At 51.4% G+C, this 16,708-nt stretch carries 16 protein-coding genes and 1 tRNA gene; 6 read left to right on the plus strand and 11 right to left on the minus strand.

Going from position 1 to position 16,708, the window contains the following annotated elements:
- From AACZ40_RS21410 to AACZ40_RS21435, 6 genes are all read right to left on the minus strand, one after another.
- The coding region (locus AACZ40_RS21410) for an ATP-binding cassette domain-containing protein (RefSeq protein WP_339675785.1) at positions 1-335 on the minus strand (335 nt) is incomplete at its 3' end.
- Complete coding sequence (locus AACZ40_RS21415; protein WP_291169815.1) at positions 325-1,098, minus strand: ABC transporter permease; 774 nt, start codon at positions 1,096-1,098, stop codon at positions 325-327. The genes AACZ40_RS21415 and AACZ40_RS21410, both read right to left, overlap by 11 nt.
- 238 nt (positions 1,099-1,336) lie before the next feature.
- A complete protein-coding gene (gene rfbA / locus AACZ40_RS21420) occupies positions 1,337-2,224 on the minus strand; it encodes a glucose-1-phosphate thymidylyltransferase RfbA (protein WP_291169814.1) in 888 nt (295 codons plus the stop codon).
- Between the two features lie 385 nt (positions 2,225-2,609).
- A tRNA-Asn gene (locus AACZ40_RS21425) sits at positions 2,610-2,682 on the minus strand.
- Positions 2,683-2,837: 155 nt separating this feature from the next.
- On the minus strand, positions 2,838-3,281 hold the full coding sequence (locus AACZ40_RS21430; RefSeq protein ID WP_291169812.1) for an ATP-binding protein: 444 nt from the start codon (positions 3,279-3,281) through the stop codon (positions 2,838-2,840).
- Positions 3,282-3,472: 191 nt separating this feature from the next.
- Positions 3,473-3,949: an STAS domain-containing protein gene (locus AACZ40_RS21435; protein ID WP_291169810.1), complete on the minus strand. Its 477-nt coding sequence runs from the start codon at positions 3,947-3,949 to the stop codon at positions 3,473-3,475.
- 639 nt (positions 3,950-4,588) lie between these two features.
- Here AACZ40_RS21435 and AACZ40_RS21440 point away from each other — a divergent pair.
- Positions 4,589-5,791, plus strand: coding sequence for a hypothetical protein (locus AACZ40_RS21440; RefSeq protein ID WP_291169807.1), 1,203 nt, complete (start codon positions 4,589-4,591; stop codon positions 5,789-5,791).
- On the opposite strand, the gene AACZ40_RS21445 is transcribed toward AACZ40_RS21440, so the two are convergent.
- A complete protein-coding gene (locus AACZ40_RS21445) occupies positions 5,753-6,580 on the minus strand; it encodes an arginine deiminase-related protein (RefSeq protein ID WP_291169805.1) in 828 nt (275 codons plus the stop codon). The genes AACZ40_RS21440 and AACZ40_RS21445 overlap by 39 nt on opposite strands.
- Before the next feature lie 213 nt (positions 6,581-6,793).
- Here AACZ40_RS21445 and AACZ40_RS21450 point away from each other — a divergent pair, with 213 nt between their 5' ends.
- From AACZ40_RS21450 to AACZ40_RS21465, 4 genes are all read left to right on the plus strand, one after another.
- Entirely contained in the window at positions 6,794-8,608 is a 1,815-nt protein-coding gene (locus AACZ40_RS21450) for a M3 family oligoendopeptidase (RefSeq protein ID WP_291169802.1), read from the plus strand.
- Positions 8,609-8,923: 315 nt separating this feature from the next.
- The gene (locus AACZ40_RS21455; protein WP_291169799.1) at positions 8,924-10,123 is read left to right on the plus strand and encodes a homoserine O-acetyltransferase; all 1,200 of its coding nucleotides are present in this window, start codon (positions 8,924-8,926) and stop codon (positions 10,121-10,123) included.
- Between the two features lie 17 nt (positions 10,124-10,140).
- Entirely contained in the window at positions 10,141-10,833 is a 693-nt protein-coding gene (metW, locus tag AACZ40_RS21460) for a methionine biosynthesis protein MetW (RefSeq protein ID WP_291169797.1), read from the plus strand.
- A 349-nt stretch (positions 10,834-11,182) separates the two neighbouring features.
- Entirely contained in the window at positions 11,183-12,007 is an 825-nt protein-coding gene (locus AACZ40_RS21465; RefSeq protein WP_291169795.1) for an AAA family ATPase, read from the plus strand.
- On the opposite strand, the gene AACZ40_RS21470 is transcribed toward AACZ40_RS21465, so the two are convergent.
- The 4 genes from AACZ40_RS21470 to AACZ40_RS21485 all read right to left on the minus strand — a co-directional run bounded on the left by AACZ40_RS21470 (position 12,008) and on the right by AACZ40_RS21485 (position 16,062).
- Positions 12,008-13,450 (minus strand): NADH:flavin oxidoreductase, encoded by a 1,443-nt coding sequence (locus AACZ40_RS21470; RefSeq protein ID WP_291169793.1) that lies wholly within the window; start codon positions 13,448-13,450, stop codon positions 12,008-12,010.
- A 227-nt stretch (positions 13,451-13,677) separates the two neighbouring features.
- Positions 13,678-14,361 carry an SDR family oxidoreductase gene (locus AACZ40_RS21475; RefSeq protein WP_291169790.1) on the minus strand — a complete coding sequence of 228 codons (684 nt, stop codon included), beginning with the start codon at positions 14,359-14,361 and terminating at the stop codon, positions 13,678-13,680.
- A gap of 32 nt (positions 14,362-14,393) precedes the next feature.
- Positions 14,394-15,251 (minus strand): ThuA domain-containing protein, encoded by an 858-nt coding sequence (locus tag AACZ40_RS21480; RefSeq protein WP_291169788.1) that lies wholly within the window; start codon positions 15,249-15,251, stop codon positions 14,394-14,396.
- A gap of 91 nt (positions 15,252-15,342) precedes the next feature.
- Positions 15,343-16,062, minus strand: coding sequence for a DUF1080 domain-containing protein (locus tag AACZ40_RS21485; protein WP_291169786.1), 720 nt, complete (start codon positions 16,060-16,062; stop codon positions 15,343-15,345).
- 414 nt (positions 16,063-16,476) lie between these two features.
- On the opposite strand from AACZ40_RS21485, the gene AACZ40_RS21490 reads away from it, so the two are divergent.
- A partial coding sequence (locus AACZ40_RS21490; protein ID WP_339675791.1) for a hypothetical protein occupies positions 16,477-16,708 on the plus strand: 232 nt, incomplete at its 3' end.

The raw sequence follows: 16,708 nt of genomic DNA on the forward strand, positions 1-16,708 counted from the left end.
GTAAACTCCGGGTTAAATCCCGAGCCCAGTTCCAGCAGTGCAGCAATCCGGCCATTGACTTCAACCTTCCCTGCGCTCTGAGACATCGTACCGCAAATAATCTGCAACAGGGTCGACTTGCCAGCACCATTTCGGCCAATGATGCCCACTGTCTCACCTTTGCGGATTTGGAAGGTAATATCATCCAAGGCTTTGAATTCCTTGAAGAACTGCTTCCGACCTCTGTAGATTCCCTGCAGAAGCCGATGATGAGGCTTTTCATAAATCTGAAAGTATTTACAGACCCCCTCCAGATTCACTGCAAGTTCCTGGTTCTCAACCGGCTCATAGGACATCAGCAAATCCTCTACGTGTTTTCTGAAACCAGGCGAACCCCATCCAGGCAACAACCATACTGATGAGCAATGAAATCAATAGTCCTCCCCAGTTCGGAAACTGGCCCCACATCAGCACGGCACGCGATTGTTCGATAAAAAATGTCAGCGGATTTGCATACATTAAAGGTTGAATGGATTCTGGCAGGTTTGAGATCGGATAAAATACCGGTGACATAAAAAGCAGGACCATGGTAAACACGCCCGTGATCTGCCCTACATCCCGCAAATATACGCCGAATGAGGCGAGAAACCAGGTCAGTCCCATCGTAATCAGGATCAGCGGTAAGAACAGCAGCGGCAGAAACAACGCGGTCCAGTAAAACGTCTGATTCACGAGAACAAAAAACAGCCCCCAGACCACCAGACTGATCAGTGTATGGAAGAGCGTGGCTCCCATCGCAATCCAGGGCAGCACTTCCAGAGGGAAAATGACTTTCTTGACATAATTCACATTTCCCACAATCAGGCTGGGCGCTCTGTTGACGCATTCTGCCAGTAAACCATGCACAATCATGCCAATAAACAGTGCCAGCGCAAATTCTGTTTTGCTGTCAGAACCGGTTTGCCAGCGCGATTTGAAGACGAAACTGAAAACAAAGGTATAAACAACCAGCATGATCAGAGGATTAAAAAACGACCACGCCAGCCCCAGTACCGATCCTCGATACCTGCCTATCACTTCTCGTTTCGCCATCTGGTAAATTAATCGTCGATTAATCATCAGACTTTTCAACAATTGCCGAGGCGCAATTGACACTGAATTATATGGATTCATTTCAGTGCCCCTCAGACTTCGGCTCTTGTAATAAATTTATTTTTAACATCCTGTCGGCAAACTTCATTCAGTAATAATAATGAATTAAATGAAACGAGGACGGTTTTATGCCCTCCCCCCTAAATCTGTTTTAAAACTCATCTCTGTAATTGAAAACAGCTTAGAGCAACGATTTATATTAGAATTATTTGTTTAGTGAAAGATCATCTACAATCCGCATCAGATACTCGCCATAGTTGGTCTTACCCAGTTGTTCCGCCTGGGCTTTCAGCTCTTCTGTGTTAATCCAGCCTTTCCGGAACGCGATTTCTTCCAGGCAGGCGATCTTCAGTCCCTGCCTTTTTTCGATGGTCTGAAAGAAATGGCTGGCTTCCTGCAGGCTTTCGTGAGTCCCCGTATCGAACCAGGCGTGACCGCGGCCGAGTAATTCGACATTCAACCCGCCCCGTTCCAGATAGGCGTTGTTGACAGACGTGATCTCCAACTCGCCTCGCGCAGAAGGCTTCACATTTTTCGCGATTTCGATGACATCATTGTCGTAAAAATATAAGCCGGTTACTGCATAGTTCGATCTGGGTTTGACCGGCTTTTCTTCGATGGAGATCGCACGTTGCTCACTGTCGAATTCCACAACCCCAAATCGTTCCGGATCATGTACCTGGTAACCAAATACGGTCGCACCCGATTCCCGCGCCGCCGCTGATTTCAGGCTGTCTGTAAATCCATGGCCATAAAAAATGTTGTCCCCCAGGATCAGGCAGGCATCATCGTTTCCGATAAAGTCTTCACCAATCAGAAATGCCTGGGCCAGTCCATCGGGGGAAGGTTGTTCTGCATATTCAAACCTCACACCCCACTGCTCGCCACTGCCCAGTAAATCCTGAAACATCGGCAGGTCATGCGGGGTGGAAATGATCAGAATCTCTCTGATTCCCGCCAGCATCAGCGATGACAACGGATAATAAATCATCGGTTTATCATAAATGGGAAGAAGCTGTTTCGAAATCACTTTCGTTACAGGATGCAATCTGGTTCCCGTACCTCCTGCCAGAACGATTCCTTTTCTTGACATCTGTCATCCTCGATTATTCTCTAGACAATAATGAAAACGCCCGGGACGTCAGAGCGTCCCTGCTGAGAAAAATGCACGCAACCTCTCTCCAGACGAACTATGCAGATGGACTTCAAATGCAGAATCCAGACAGGCAATCCGTTATCAGAACCAGCGTTTGGTATTGAATTTCCGAAAATAAAGCAACCTGATTTCTGCTATTCAAAACAGAAATATGGGAAATCCCGGTCTTTTTCGTTTTTTGGGGGGGAGAGCGTGCATTGCATGCACTGAATAAGATAGGAACTTCAGCTTTCATTGCGAAATGCTGGAAGGAAACAAAACAGACCCGGTATCAACACTGCGATACCGGGTCTGATTGAATTGTGTTTTCTGAGAAAACAAGCTCCTCGACAAGGACTCGAACCTTGAACCTAGCGGTTAACAGCCGCTCGCTCTACCGATTGAGCTATCGAGGATCAATGATGTGATTCAGGAAAACTCCCAACCACTGAGTGCGTATAACATATTGTGAGAAATCAATGAAGTCAACCGATGTTTAACAGGAACCGCCGGGGTTCTGGCAAAATATTTAAGAATATTGCCGGCTTGTAAGAATCGTAACTGTTTTAATTCACTCGGCTTCGGTGTCTGGTGGTTTGGGGGCAACCCCTTTGATCTTTTCGAGGACCACCTTGTTGCCCTGTTCATTATACTCGATGAGATTCATGAAGGCTCCCATCAGCATGATCCCTCTGCCACAGGGTCGTTCCAGATTTTCCAGCAGGGTCGGATCGGGAACGTGACTGCGGTCGAAACCTTCCCCTTCATCCTGGATTTCAACGCGGACCCGCTCATCGCTGATCCAGCAGTTGATTTCGACACTTTTATCAGGAGACATGCGATTACCATGCTTAATCGCATTCACCAATGCTTCTTCCAGTGCGAGGCGCACGGAGAAAACATCTTTATCAGGGTATTCACGTACCTCGAGAGCCTCGACGATGCGGGCTTGAACAGCCTGACCTTCCGAGGTATCGCTGGGTATCGTTACTTCAAAGTGTTCGTCCGATGACATGAATTTGGCCAGCACACGATTTCTGGTGTTTATCCAGTAACTAATTCAAAGAGCATTCAAACTCACTCCGAGCAGGCTGCGTTTACAACAGTCTCCCCGGTTTGAACCTCTCACAATCATTGTTCTCAAAGAACCTTACTCAGAACTGGTCTTCGCAGAGGGTTAAGTCATCTGCAATTACCAAGCCAAAGTTAAAATCCTTCGAGAGCCGCCTCCTGTGTTTCGGCGATGTCAAACAGTTGATTCAGTCTCGTAATGGCAAATACTTCGTAAATATCAGGACGAATTGAGCACAGCTTCAATTTCCCCTTTGCCTTTTTCACTTTTTTATCCAGCGTAATCAACTTGCCCAGTGCAGCACTGGAAAGGTATTCCACGTTGGAAAAGTCAAGAATGATCTTCTTGCGTCCATCTTCATCAACAAGTCCAAATAATTGTGTCCCGATGATCTGGATGTTTCCTTCATCAAGAATTTTCTTGTCAATAAATTTTGCAATGGTGACATCCGATACTTCCTCGATGTCAACACGACGGTGACCAGCTGCCATAATTCCAGCCCACCCTCTTCTAAAAAGACAAAACCCGACGTAGGCACATGTTTTCCCGGTGAATCCATTATCGCAGATAAAGCGTATCGACGACTGCCTGGCCCGATCGGAATCGATCATAAAACGAATTGAATCAAGTATCAAATTATACGTGTTAATCTGGAAAAGGAAATTATCTAAACAGATATTCCCGATAGACTAACATCAATTTGAATGAGGACCACAAGTCCCCGGTATTGCATGATCATCACGCTTTCTTTCCTTGCTGTCAAGCATATTCATAAGATTGTTTGCCGGATTCTAAGGGTCTAAGTGCCATATTCAGCACACTTTGTGTAATCTCGCAGTCTCAGAATGTTAAAATACCCCATTCTGAAGCGAAATCGAACCTTCCAGGCACTTTCACGCCTCCCCTCTCCGCCTGTTCTGAAACCGGATTTTGTTAAGACATTCAGACAACGACCGGCAAATTGTGTTAAGAAACTGAAACAGCTCGTTGAGCTACCTGAGTTGTTTTCATGAAATAAAACCGCCTTTCGTATCCAGCCGGTTCGAATTCGTAAAGACAGAAACAGACACTACATCTGCCACTCTCATTCCCCTGCTGACAGGGCTCCTGACCGCAGAATCCATTCCACCAGCGGCAGCCGCAGTCACATCCTTCGCTTCGGGCGCATTCTTTGCCTTTCTCTGCTGTAGGACCAACTTCATCTCATCACAACACCATGATTGAGACTGTCTGTTCAACCGGGGACTGTCATGCAACGCCACTTCAATTTCGTACTTTTCATCCTGCCTCTCGTTCTGTTTTCCACGACTCTCTCCCGTGCTGATGTGGAAATTACCCTGAACTCCGGTAACACGCTTCATGCAGACAGTATCCAATGGGGGCCCGATTCCACTCTGATTCTGGAACAGAAAAATCAACACCCCCGCTCCCTCTCTCTCAATAAGATCGAACGTCTGAAGATTGAGAATTCCGTCTACGATCAGGAAACCATTCAGCTGGCGGCAGACCAATACTACCAGGGCCAGTCGGTCCAGTTCGCGTTCCATAAACACAAGAAGTATTCCTCGCTGCCTGTCCCCGTCTACCAGCGCCCCCTGTATGTGCCCATGCAACCAATGCCAACTTACCCTGCTCCCTGCGACATCAGTTGCAGTCGGGGAATCATCCTCGGCGTCCACGAAGACCCCTTGAGTGCCTACGAGCCTCTGTTGAAACAGTACTACCCCCATGGCGTACCTACACTGGAACGCGGATATGCCCTGGGGCTGATGCGTGCCGCCGTGACCCAACAGGCGCTGGGCTATGGCCCTGTTCCGGGCGCGATCCCTCCCCCGCCTGCCCCCGAACCGCTGCTGGGAAAATTAACCCGGATCAGCGTTCAGGCCACCCCCATCAATACTGAGGGTAAAGCAGACTGGAACGCCCTGGCTGTACGCGTACAGGGAATGGACCGCGTGGGCAATCCTGCTGCGTTAACGGGAAATGTAAAAATCCAGTTATTCGGTCAGCGACAAATGCTGTTACCGGTCTGGGATCAACGCTTTGCCGCTGTCCCTCAGGAAACGATGACACTGGGGCAGTGGACCCGCAATTGTGCCACAACTCCCCTGGCGCAGGCTCCCCGGGCAGGAAATCAGTTCGGCACCGGTCAGGTTTCAGATCAGACCTGGATTGTCAAACTCTTCCCGCAAATTCCCGAACACAATCTGAATATTTACGCGGAGGGAGAAGTACAGGTCACCCTGATCTCTCCCGGCAAAGGCACCTTCGCCGCCTCGACTCCCGCAGTTCCCTTGAAACACGTCTCCCTCAACCGGGATTCCTCACTGGCCACGACCGGGACCCGATTCTTTCCGGGCGAAACAACGTCGGCCGGCATCTCGCGCACAAGTCGGCTCAAACTCGACGGACCTTCAAGGCCATACAGCCGCCCGTTCACCATCCAGCCTTAACGTCAGGCACTTGGCCGAGCCTCCCGCTTTGATGAATTCATCCAGCGGTGTACTCAAAGTTCGATAACCGCGCTGCTGCAGATCAGCTTCCAGTTGCGGGCAGCCCGTATTCATGACGACAGTCTCCCCAATCACCACGGCGTTACAGGCAAATCGCTCCGCTTCTGCCTTCACGACGGGAATCAGATGCGGGATATACTCTTTCAAGGCATGCTGTGCATATTCATCAAACGCGGGGGGATAGTAAATTGCTTCGGTTTCGCTTAGCGGACAGAAGCAGGTATCCAGGTGATAATAAAAATCGTCCACCAGTTGCAGGGGAATCACGCGGCAGTTCATCTCTCCGCCCACCCACTGCAGCGCCCTGACATCGCTGCGAATCAGATAGCCGGCAAAGAGTGTATCGCCACAGAACAGCGCATCGCCGGCACCTTCGAAATAAAAGCCATCGGGCATGTCGATGGTTTCAAACCCGGCCTGTTGAAACCACTGGCGGTCCAGCAGCGTCTCTCCCTGCCGGGCTTCATGACGAAACAGCGAAAGAAATACGCGGTCTTTCCAGATCAAGCCGGCATTCGCCGTGAACACCAGGTCGGGCAGTCCCTTGATGGGCGTCAAGAGTTCGATCCGGGCCTCCTGTTCCTGCAGCAGTTGATACAGCGACTCCCACTGCTGCCGCGCCACTGCCGGATCACTCTGTTTGCTGCGGCTCATCCAGGGATTGATTTCGTACTCAATCCCATAGAAATCGGGAGGACACATCAGGATCGCCGGGGTCTCATAAATCAATGCACTGCCTTTCTCTGTGGTTCCCTCTGGAAAATGCGCCAGGTATTCTCTTTATCATTATTATACCACAGCCGGGATTGGGGCGTGGGAAGAATTCCTGCCTCGCATACTGGATTTCAAATCAGAACACGCTTAAATTGACGAAATGACTCCTGATCCAATACAGTCAGTACAGATAAATCACTTCTCTTTTTCCGAAATGGATTTAACACCATGACTGAGACGACCGCATATCCGCTGACCTGGGAACTGGCCTCACTGTACCCGCATCCCGAGCAATCCGCGTTTGAGGATTGTCTGCAGCAGATAAAAATGTCACTCGAAGACCTGGTGACACGCGTTGCGGAATTATCTCAGTCGACCGATCCCGGGCAGCATGCCTCACTCTGGGGTGACTTTCTGACTGATTATCAAAATGCGGTCGCGGAGCTGTCAGGGTTATTTGCCTTTCTGGAATGCTATTGTGCCGAAGACGCACACAACAAACGCTTTCAAACATTGCTGGCACGCCTGGCCAGTATTCGCCCCCTCAGGGAGAATATCGAAACCCAGCTGCAGTTGACCATCCGGGAGATCCCTGACGAAACACTTCAGCAATTCACAGAACAGGATTCCCGCCTGAAGGAAATTCGGTTTTTCCTGGAAGACTCGAAACGGAACGCGACATTACGGCTGCCTAAGGAACAGGAGATCCTGGCGTCGCAACTGGCCGTCGATGGACTGCATGCATGGGGACGACTTTATGATCGGCTGTCAGGTGATCTCAAAATTCAGCTGATGGAAAAAGGGGAACTGGTAGAACGCTCGCCCGGACAAGTCCAGTTCGATTCGCCGCAACGCTTCGTGCGCCAGAATAATTTCTATGCAGCCAACAAAGCCTGGGATACGATTGCCGATTCGTGCGCGGATGCCTTGAATCACCTGGCAGGAACCAGGCTGACACTCTACAGTCATCTGCCCGTTACAGATCATCTGGACGCACCGTTAGTTTACAATCGCATGCAGCGCGGCACCCTGGATACCATGTGGTCGGTCATCTCCCAGCGGAAACAGAAGCTGGTCCAGTTTCTCGAAAAGAAAGCGGAACTGCTGGGACTCGAAAAACTCTGCTGGTACGATCTGAATGCACCACTGCCACTTTCAGGCGGGGAATCTCCGGAACTCAGTTACAACCGTGCCTGTGATCTGGTCGTCAATTCCTTTGAAAAGTTCAGTCCCGACCTGAGCCAGTTTGCAGAGAAAGCACTCCGCGAACAATGGATCGAAGCGGAAAATCGACAGGGCAAACGTCAGGGAGGCTTCTGCACCACTTTCCCCCATCAGAAACAGTCCCGGATATTCATGACCTATACCGATTCGGCTGACAGCATGTCGACACTCGCCCATGAACTGGGACACGCTTATCATTCCTATGTGTTGAAGGATGTGCCGTTTGTCTTAAGCGATTACCCGATGAACCTGGCAGAAACGGCTTCCACGTTTGCCGAAGCCGTTCTCGGAGAGCAACGCCTTAAAGCCGCTCAGTCCCGCGATGAAGAATTACAGATCCTGGATGGCATGCTGGGAGACTCCGTGGCATTCATGATGAATATTCATACCCGCTTCCTGTTCGAAGACCGCCTGCATCGGGAGCGGGCAACTGGGGAATTGACGCCCGAGCGATTTTCGGAACTGATGCTTGAGGCGCAAAAAGAAGCCTACGCCGGCGCCCTGGATGATTCCGGCTGGAATCCCTCATTCTGGATTTCCAAACTCCATTTCTATATCAGTGAATTGCCCTTCTATAATTTTCCTTATACGTTCGGTTATCTGCTCTCCCTGGGCGTCTATGCCCTGGCTGATACCTTTGCCGATCAGTCAGAGTTTGCGGACCAATACCGTGAACTCCTGATTGCTACCGGCTGTCAGGTAACTGAAGACGCAGTGTCCAATACATTTGGCTACCATCTGGGAGAAGCGGAGTTCTGGAACAAAAGTATTGACATTATCGACCGCCGCGTCGAGCGGTTCCTGGAACTGGCAGACTGAACCCTGAGATGACATTATGCTTAAAACCCGTGTCTTTACCGAAAAAAGCCCTGTTTGACTGAATCATGCTGTTTCCATGACGGATCTGTCCGGAGTTCCGCCTGAAATGCAGCAGGATCTGGGGTCTTTCGATCCAGAGCGTGTCGAAATTCTTAACAAGCCCGGGTATACTGTCTGAACGATGGAAAACCGATCCTGCCTGACCGGGTCTCTGCCCAGACCGAACCAGGAGCATGGGAAATTCCATGAGAAGTATAATGAACTGAATGACAGACAGCTGATGAATTTGCGGGAATACTGAAAAGCATTTATTCTATGGCAACACAACAGGAACTATCAGAAACCCGGCAGGATTCAGGGGTAGGTATTGTACAGACCAGACTGGCGACTCTGTTTGCGCCTCCCAACTGGCTCAAGCTGGCAGGGGGAGGGGAACTCGGGCCCATTCAGGTTGCCTATGAAACCTATGGTGAATTAACTCCTGCGAAAGACAACGCCATCTTTATCTGTCACGCCCTGACAGGAGATGCTCACGCCGCCGGTTATTATGAAGACGATGACGAGAAAGCCAAGCCGGGCTGGTGGGACGATCTGATCGGCCCGGGGCGTACGCTCGACACGGATAAATATTATGTGATTTGTGCCAATGTTCTGGGAGGCTGCCAGGGAACAACGGGGCCAGGCAGCATCAACCCGGAAACCAACCAGTCGTACCGACTCGGATTTCCATTTATTACCGTCGGCGATATCGTCGAAGTACATTCGGCCCTCACCAGACATCTGGGCATTGAGCAGTTGCTGGCTGTCATTGGCGGCAGCCTGGGAGGCATGCAGGTCCTGGAATGGGCCGCCCGCTTTCCTGACCAGTTGCGGGGCGCCATCTGTCTGGCTTCCGCCGCTCAACTTTCGGCACAGGGAATTGCCTTCAACGCCGTCGGCAGACGTGCCATCAAAACCGATCCGGAATTCAAAGATGGCGAATATGAAACCGGTGCCGGTCCCCGCTATGGGTTGGCCCTGGCGCGCATGATCGCACACATCACTTACCTGTCCGACCAGTCGATCGAAATGAAATTCGGCCGGCGTCTGCAGGATCACGATACTTTCACCTACGAAATGCTGCCGGAAGTGGAGTTCCAGGTCGAGAGTTATCTGCATTACCAGGGCAAGCGGTTTGTCGAGCGTTTTGATGCGAACAGTTATCTCTACCTGACGCGGGCCATGGACTATTTTGACCTGGTATCCCAGCATGGTTCGCTGGTCAATGCGCTGGGAAAAACAGAAGCACGCTTCCTGATCGCCTCTTATGATTCCGACTGGCTGTTTACGACCAGCCAGAGCAAGGAACTCGTCAGGGCTTTGATTGAGTGTGGAAAACATGTCTCGTTTATTGAACTCAAGAGCCCGTTCGGACATGATTCCTTTCTGATTGAAATCGAACAGCTGAATAGAATGATTACCCCTTTTCTGGAACAGGCTTACTCCACCCGCCTCGCGGAAAGTAACAGGACTTAGTCAAGCGGAACTCCACCATGCGTGCTCAACATCGATACTGTATGCAGGATCCTTCACTGGAAGTGACCGACAAGCTGCTGCTGGAACAGATCCAGCCCGGCAGTCGCGTGCTCGACCTGGGCTGTGGTGATGGCCGTCTGCTGGCGCGGCTGCGCGAAGAACGGGATGCTTCCGTTCTGGGCATCGAAATTGATATCACTCAGCATCACGCCGCCATCGCCCGTGGCGTGCCCGTGATCCAGGCCGACCTGGACGAAGGACTGCTGGATATCCCCGATGGCGCATTCGATTATGTGGTTCTGAGTCAGACACTGCAGCAGGTGCTGCACCCCAAACAGTTGCTGGAAGAAATGGTCCGGGTCGCCAAAAAAGCGCTGGTCGTCGTCCCGAATTTCGGGAACTGGCGGATTCGGCTGCAGGTACTCAAACAGGGCCGCGCCCCGGTTACCGAAGTTCTGCCTTACGAATGGTACAACACCCCTAACCTGCACCTGATGTCGATGCATGATTTTCAGGATCTGATGCGCCTGCTGGGCATCGAAATTCTACAGGAAGTTCCGATCATCAATCACCAGGCTGTCGAAAAAGCCTGGCTCGCCAACCTGCGGGCACAGCATGTCCTCTATGTCCTGCAGCGTGTGGAAGGACCGGCAGAACTCCCTGCCTCCCATCACACTTCGACGGGTCAATCCACGCCCATCACACACTAACCGTGTCCCTTTTTCTGTCGCGTCTACAGGGTCTGTTGCCCTGAGTTGAATAAATTGAGAGTCGCGATGTTGAAATGTGATGCGCTCTCAAGCGCAGCCGGTCACCGGCCTGTCCTTCATTTTCGCTGACATGAGTGAAATTACCGTCAAAATAATTCGCTTTTCAACCGCTCAATTCCTGTTTCCAAAATTCGATTTTCCCGATATACTGCCCCACCTTCAGCATGAATCTGGTGTCTTTCCCGCCCGGATGGCAGAAACACACCATTCACCTAAAGCGTAACCATACAAGAGTTTGAAACAATTAAGCGACCCGCTTTATTAAAGAGAAAGAGGGAAAGGACTCCCGATGCGTATCATAGCAATCATGAATCAAAAAGGGGGCGTCGGCAAAACGACGTCGAGCGTGAACATGGCTGCCGGCCTGGCGATGCAGGGCAAGAAAGTCTGCCTGATCGACCTGGACCCACAGGGACATGCCTCGTTACACCTGGGCATCGAACCATTCGGCAGTGTCCCGACCGCCTACGATGTCTTTTCGGGTATTAAAACGCTCGCCGAAACCCGGCAACTGGTCGCCAAAAACTTATGGGTCGTGCCTGCGACACTCGATCTGGCAGCGACAGAACTGGAACTGGTTGACGCCGACAACCGGGAAATCGTTCTGCGCCAGGCGATCCGGAAAATGGCAGAGACCGAACCGTTCGATTACATCATTATGGACTGCCCCCCTTCACTGGGTGTGCTGACCATCAACGCGTTGACTGCAGCCAGTGAAGTGATCATTCCTCTGCAGCCTCACTTCTTCGCCTTACAGGGGCTCTCCAAGTTGCTCGAAACCACGGCGCTGGTTCGTCGACGATTGAACCGGGAACTGCGTGTTTCCGGCGTGGTACTCTGTCTGTATGAAACCGGCACCCGACTGGCAGCCGACGTGACTGATGACCTGAGCGCGTTCCTGAATCACAGCGATCCGGAAGCCCCCTGGTCGTCTGCGAAAGTATTTAAGAGTCGGATCCGACGGAATATCAAACTGGCCGAAGCACCCAGCTATGGTCAGTCGGTCTTTGATTATTCCAGTTCCTGTCCCGGCGCCAAAGACTATGGCGGACTGGTGCAGGAAATCATTGCCGACGAACAGGTGGAAGAATCGCCGATCCGACAGGCTGCCTGATTACTCTGCAGCCTTCTGCTTTTCTTCCAGCTTTGCTTTCGCTTCTTTCCAGAGTGGATCATAAACCTCTTTGTCAAACGGAGGACATCCGGTGGGATACTGTCCCAGGGGATGGTCCTTCGTGCGCATGAGGTTGGTGCAATACGAAAACGTCCGACAGACAGTTTTGCGATTGAGCTTGCCTTCTTCCTGAAGCTGTTTCGCAAACTCAGGCTGTGAGAGCGTGGCCCGGCCCATCCCCACGATGGAGATCTTTCCGGACTCAACATTCGCAGCCGCGGCGTGCATGGCATAGTCCTGCAGCCAGCTGTAACCACTGCCCACCACGGGAATATCCGGGACCGCTGCCTGGATCTGACCGGCAATCCGGAAGTGACGGGCGACGCCGATCAACGGATGTTCGGGAGCATGGTAGCCATCGGTGGGCGGAAATTCCGCGGGCCTCACAATATGGGGATTCGCATACGGGTTTCCATTGGAGATGTTAATCAGACCAACTCCCCACTCTTTCAGGAGTCGGGCCACCTCGAGCGGTTCGGTCAGATCTTCCTGGAGATGATCGTCGGGATTGGTGCCGAACGCGGTTTGCAGCGGCAGTTCGTGCGGGCAGGGTTCGCCGATAAAGTCATCGCCGGCGCCCTGGTAAGGAATCCCGTCGTAACCATTCATACGGGTGCCGATCACCAGCGTCGGACATTCTTCGCGAATACGCTTGATAACGTTGCGCACCAGGCGCGTGCGGTTCTCCAGTGAACCACCATATTCGCCAGGACGATTTTTCGCTGCCAGCAATTCCGAAAGCAGGTACCGATGGCACTGCTTGATATCCACAAATTCGACCCCGATCGATTCCGCCAGTTTAGCGGCAGTCACATACTGGTCTTCAATGTATTTCAGATCATCGTCTGAGAGCAGCGGGTAACTGTCGTCAACGATCCGCCCGCTTGATTTATCTACTGTCCGGGGATCGAGGATCTGATCATGGGTGGCCAGCAGTGGTCTTTCAAAACTGAACCGGCCCGAATGCGTTAACTGCAGGCCGATCACCAGACCGTCAGCCGATCCGAATACTTCCGCATGCGCGTCGCGACAACCTGTCAGCATCTTTTCCAGTGAGGAGGCTGTTTTATCATTGATCATCAACTGGCGGGGATTCATCCGCGCTTCCGGACCGATGGCGGTGGCTTCCCCCCAGATGAGTGAGGCGCCCCCGGCTCCGAAGCGCTGATAACGTCGATAGGTCAACTCGTCAGGGAAACCATCAGTGGTTCCGTCGCAGCCTTCCATCGGCTGAATTCCCAGTCGACTTTTCGCCTGCAGATGACCGATCTGAATGGGTTGATACAGCACATCAAAGTTATCGGAAACCTGGATCGGACAGCCCAGGCGTTCAGAGTCTGCCACGACGTCGGCGGGAGATTTATACTTGAAATATTTGGCCATGAGGAAAGACTTTTCGCATGCAGTTGAAGATCGCGGAAGTTCATTTTTTTACTGCAACGAGTTTACTCAAACCGATCGTGAAATGCCATTCACCAGCCGGATTCGAAAGACTGCAGAATCAGAGAGCAAGCAGGACCAGTTCCCGTTTTACTGCAGCGTCTTCAGGCCATCTGCATCGAGCATAAAAGATTGAGAGACGCAACTGTTAAATGTGATTCGATATAAGCTCAACCAGGTGCGGTCAGCGGTTTACCGTTATCCCGCGCGGAGAGCTTCAGCAGGAAAGGGACTGCCGACTCGGCCCATTCTTCTGCCGTCGCATAGTGCTCGGCATGCGATCCGAAACAGCTTTGCAGCAGGGCGGTGTTGATGACTCCCGGGTTCAGGGGAATCGCCGCCATCCCCGATGGTAATTCCTGCGCCAGGGACTGTGTTAAACCTTCGATGGCCCACTTCGTCGCACAATAGGAGGCGACTTCCGCGGAAGCCGAACGTCCCCAGCCCGAACTGAAATTAACGATGATACCAGACTGGCGTTCTATCATCGCGGGTACAAAGTGACGGATCGTATTGATGGTCCCTTTGATATTGACGTCCATGATTTTATCAATTTCGTCTGCCGAAATTTCCCAGAGCGGGGCATTGTCATTGATCACGGCAGCATTGTTCAACAGCAGATCGGGTGGGCCCAGTTGATCGATGATCGTCGTCGCCCAGTTCGCGACCGCGCGGTCATCAGACACATCGACGGTAGAAAACTGATGGGGCGCACCAAACTGAACTGTGAGTTCCGCAATTTTATCTGCAGAGCGGCCACAGCCAGCGACGGTGTGCCCTGCTGCAATCAACGCCTGAGTCATAGCGCGGCCCAGTCCCTGGGTCACGCCGGTGATGACAATCACTTTCGACATGCTGGCTGTCCCTGTCTCCGCTGTTCGTCAGATTACTTCGATTCCGATTTGGCTGCTGCTGCCGCTCTTTCGTCTTCTTTTTTGGAAAGCTCCGGATTGGGGGGCACTGCGGCCGGTGCGTCGCCGCGAATCCATTTGATGGCTCCGATCACGGATTCCTGAAACTTGGGATTGGCCCAGGTTTCCGGATTGTGTCCCAGGTTATTGACGAAGACTTTGCCTTCGCCCCACTCTTTCGCCCAGGCGACCGGCACCTGGTAGGGACGTTTGGGATTGCTCTTTTCCATGTTGAGACTCATCAGCACATGCACTTTTTCCGGCTGCCAGTTTTTGTACTGGTAGATTTCATCTTTAAACTGGAACTCTTTGCCGAACGGTTTCATCGCGGGGAAATCAGGATTGTGAACCGTGATTGTCACGGTGTTCCCGGCATTCCAGGGATGCCCGTTGAATGAGCCGCCAATCATGTCCCAGTAAGGTTCATATGTTTTGTAAGTATCGGTCGCCGAATGAAAGCCGATAAACCCGTGGCCCTTCTGCTTGAGCCAGTCGTTCAGAAAATACTGCATGTCCTCTTCTTTGATGGGCAGCATGCCTGTGGTATAGAACATGACGATATCGTAGTTCTGCAGGTTCTCTTTGGTGAAATCTGCGGCGGCGTCCTGGGTACAATCCACGGTAAACAGGTCGGACTGTTTGCCCAGTTGAATCATGGCGATTTCGGCAGGAGCCAGTTTTTCTTCCTGTCGTTTGACGGAACCGTGAGTGAAGCCTTTGCTCTGTGTAAGCATCAGCACCCTGGTCTTCCCTTCTGCTGCATACGTGTCAGCTGAGAAAGCCAGGACAGAACAAATCAGCAGACAGCAGGCTGTCATAAATCGATAACTCATGGTGATCGCTCCACAGTTGAGTATGTTGATGTTGCGTGAAATCAGACATCCATTTTAAGGAGAACCTCTCAAATAATGCAAAGCAAAACAGTTAATCGGTCAGTTTCTGCACGCGGATGTTGCGAAACTCGACGGCGTCCCCTTCGGATTGAATGCCGAAAAAACCTGATTTCAATTCGGTGGGTTTGGAAGTCGCGATCTGAGTTCCATTCAGGACCGATGTCAACGCGCCGTCTTTGCAGACGACTTCGATGGTATTCCATTCGCCCAGGGGACGGCGGGCTTTCTCTCTGGCTGATTCGTTATCAGTCACATCCAGCTGGATCTCCCTGCTGTTCGATTTGATGTGGCCCATCTCCGCAAATTTGCCTTGAACTTCGAGGCACTTCGGCCAGATCCGGTTTTCGCCCGTGATGAAAAACAGGAATCCGGTATTCGGATTTTCATTTTTCTCAGCGGCTCCCGGAAAACGATATTCGAGACGGATCGTACAGTTGCCGAATGACTCGCTGGAATACAGATAGCCGCGGGGAGTCCCTTTGCAGGAAATCACGCCGTCTGCTTCGCTCCAGTTTTTCTCCTCGGAGGGAGCCGTTGATTTCTCATTGAAAACTTCAAAGTCTTTCAGACTGAGCAGGGTGAAACCTTCTTCCACATCGAATAACGATTCCAACGTTTTTTCCGGAATATCGATGGCCGAAACTTCATCGGCCGCCTTCTTTTTTTGCGCTTCGGTCGGACCGGAATCGGAGCAGGCCGCCAGCAGACAGGCCAGTGAAAGCAGAGGGATAAGGCGATTCAGGGTTTTCATAAAACGTCTCTTTCCGAAAAGTCAAACAAAATTCTTATCTGAAGCATAACTTCATCTTGTATTCACATTCTAACGTACAATACCGGCAACACATAAGAGAGCGGTTGCGAAAACTGCAAAACGCTTTTGACACTTTAGACATACAATTCGGGAGATGCGACAACCAGTCACACCATCAGTCTCTCAAGACAGCTATAATCGATACAGCTTCCTTCAACACTGCAGATTTACTACAGAAAACGATGAAGAAATGCGGGAGATGCCGCAGAAACTACCGATATATAATACTGACTCTCCTTTGACTGAATCGCCTGACAGAAAACTGTTTCTCACCAGAACCAAACCAACTGACCCCGGCGACCGGTGTCTTCCACACACGACCTCGGTAACTTACCGGGATAGAAATGGGCTATCATGCAACAATTAGTGACTTCTCCGCCTGGAGAAGAATTGAAGACAATCCCCTCAGAGCCTGCCGTTCTCTCACAGCGAATGGAAGAGCCTGGAACTGCTGATCAGCGACAGATCTTGAGCATTTCCGTGCTGGAGTGGCTGAATGCGGAACTGCGTAAAGAAGTCGAAAAGCGGGAAATTGTCGCTTTCCATCCAAGCGAGAACGTGCTGAATCGACTGCAGAATATGTTGA

The organism is uncultured Gimesia sp. (assembly GCF_963972345.1).
Lineage (GTDB): Bacteria > Planctomycetota > Planctomycetia > Planctomycetales > Planctomycetaceae > Gimesia.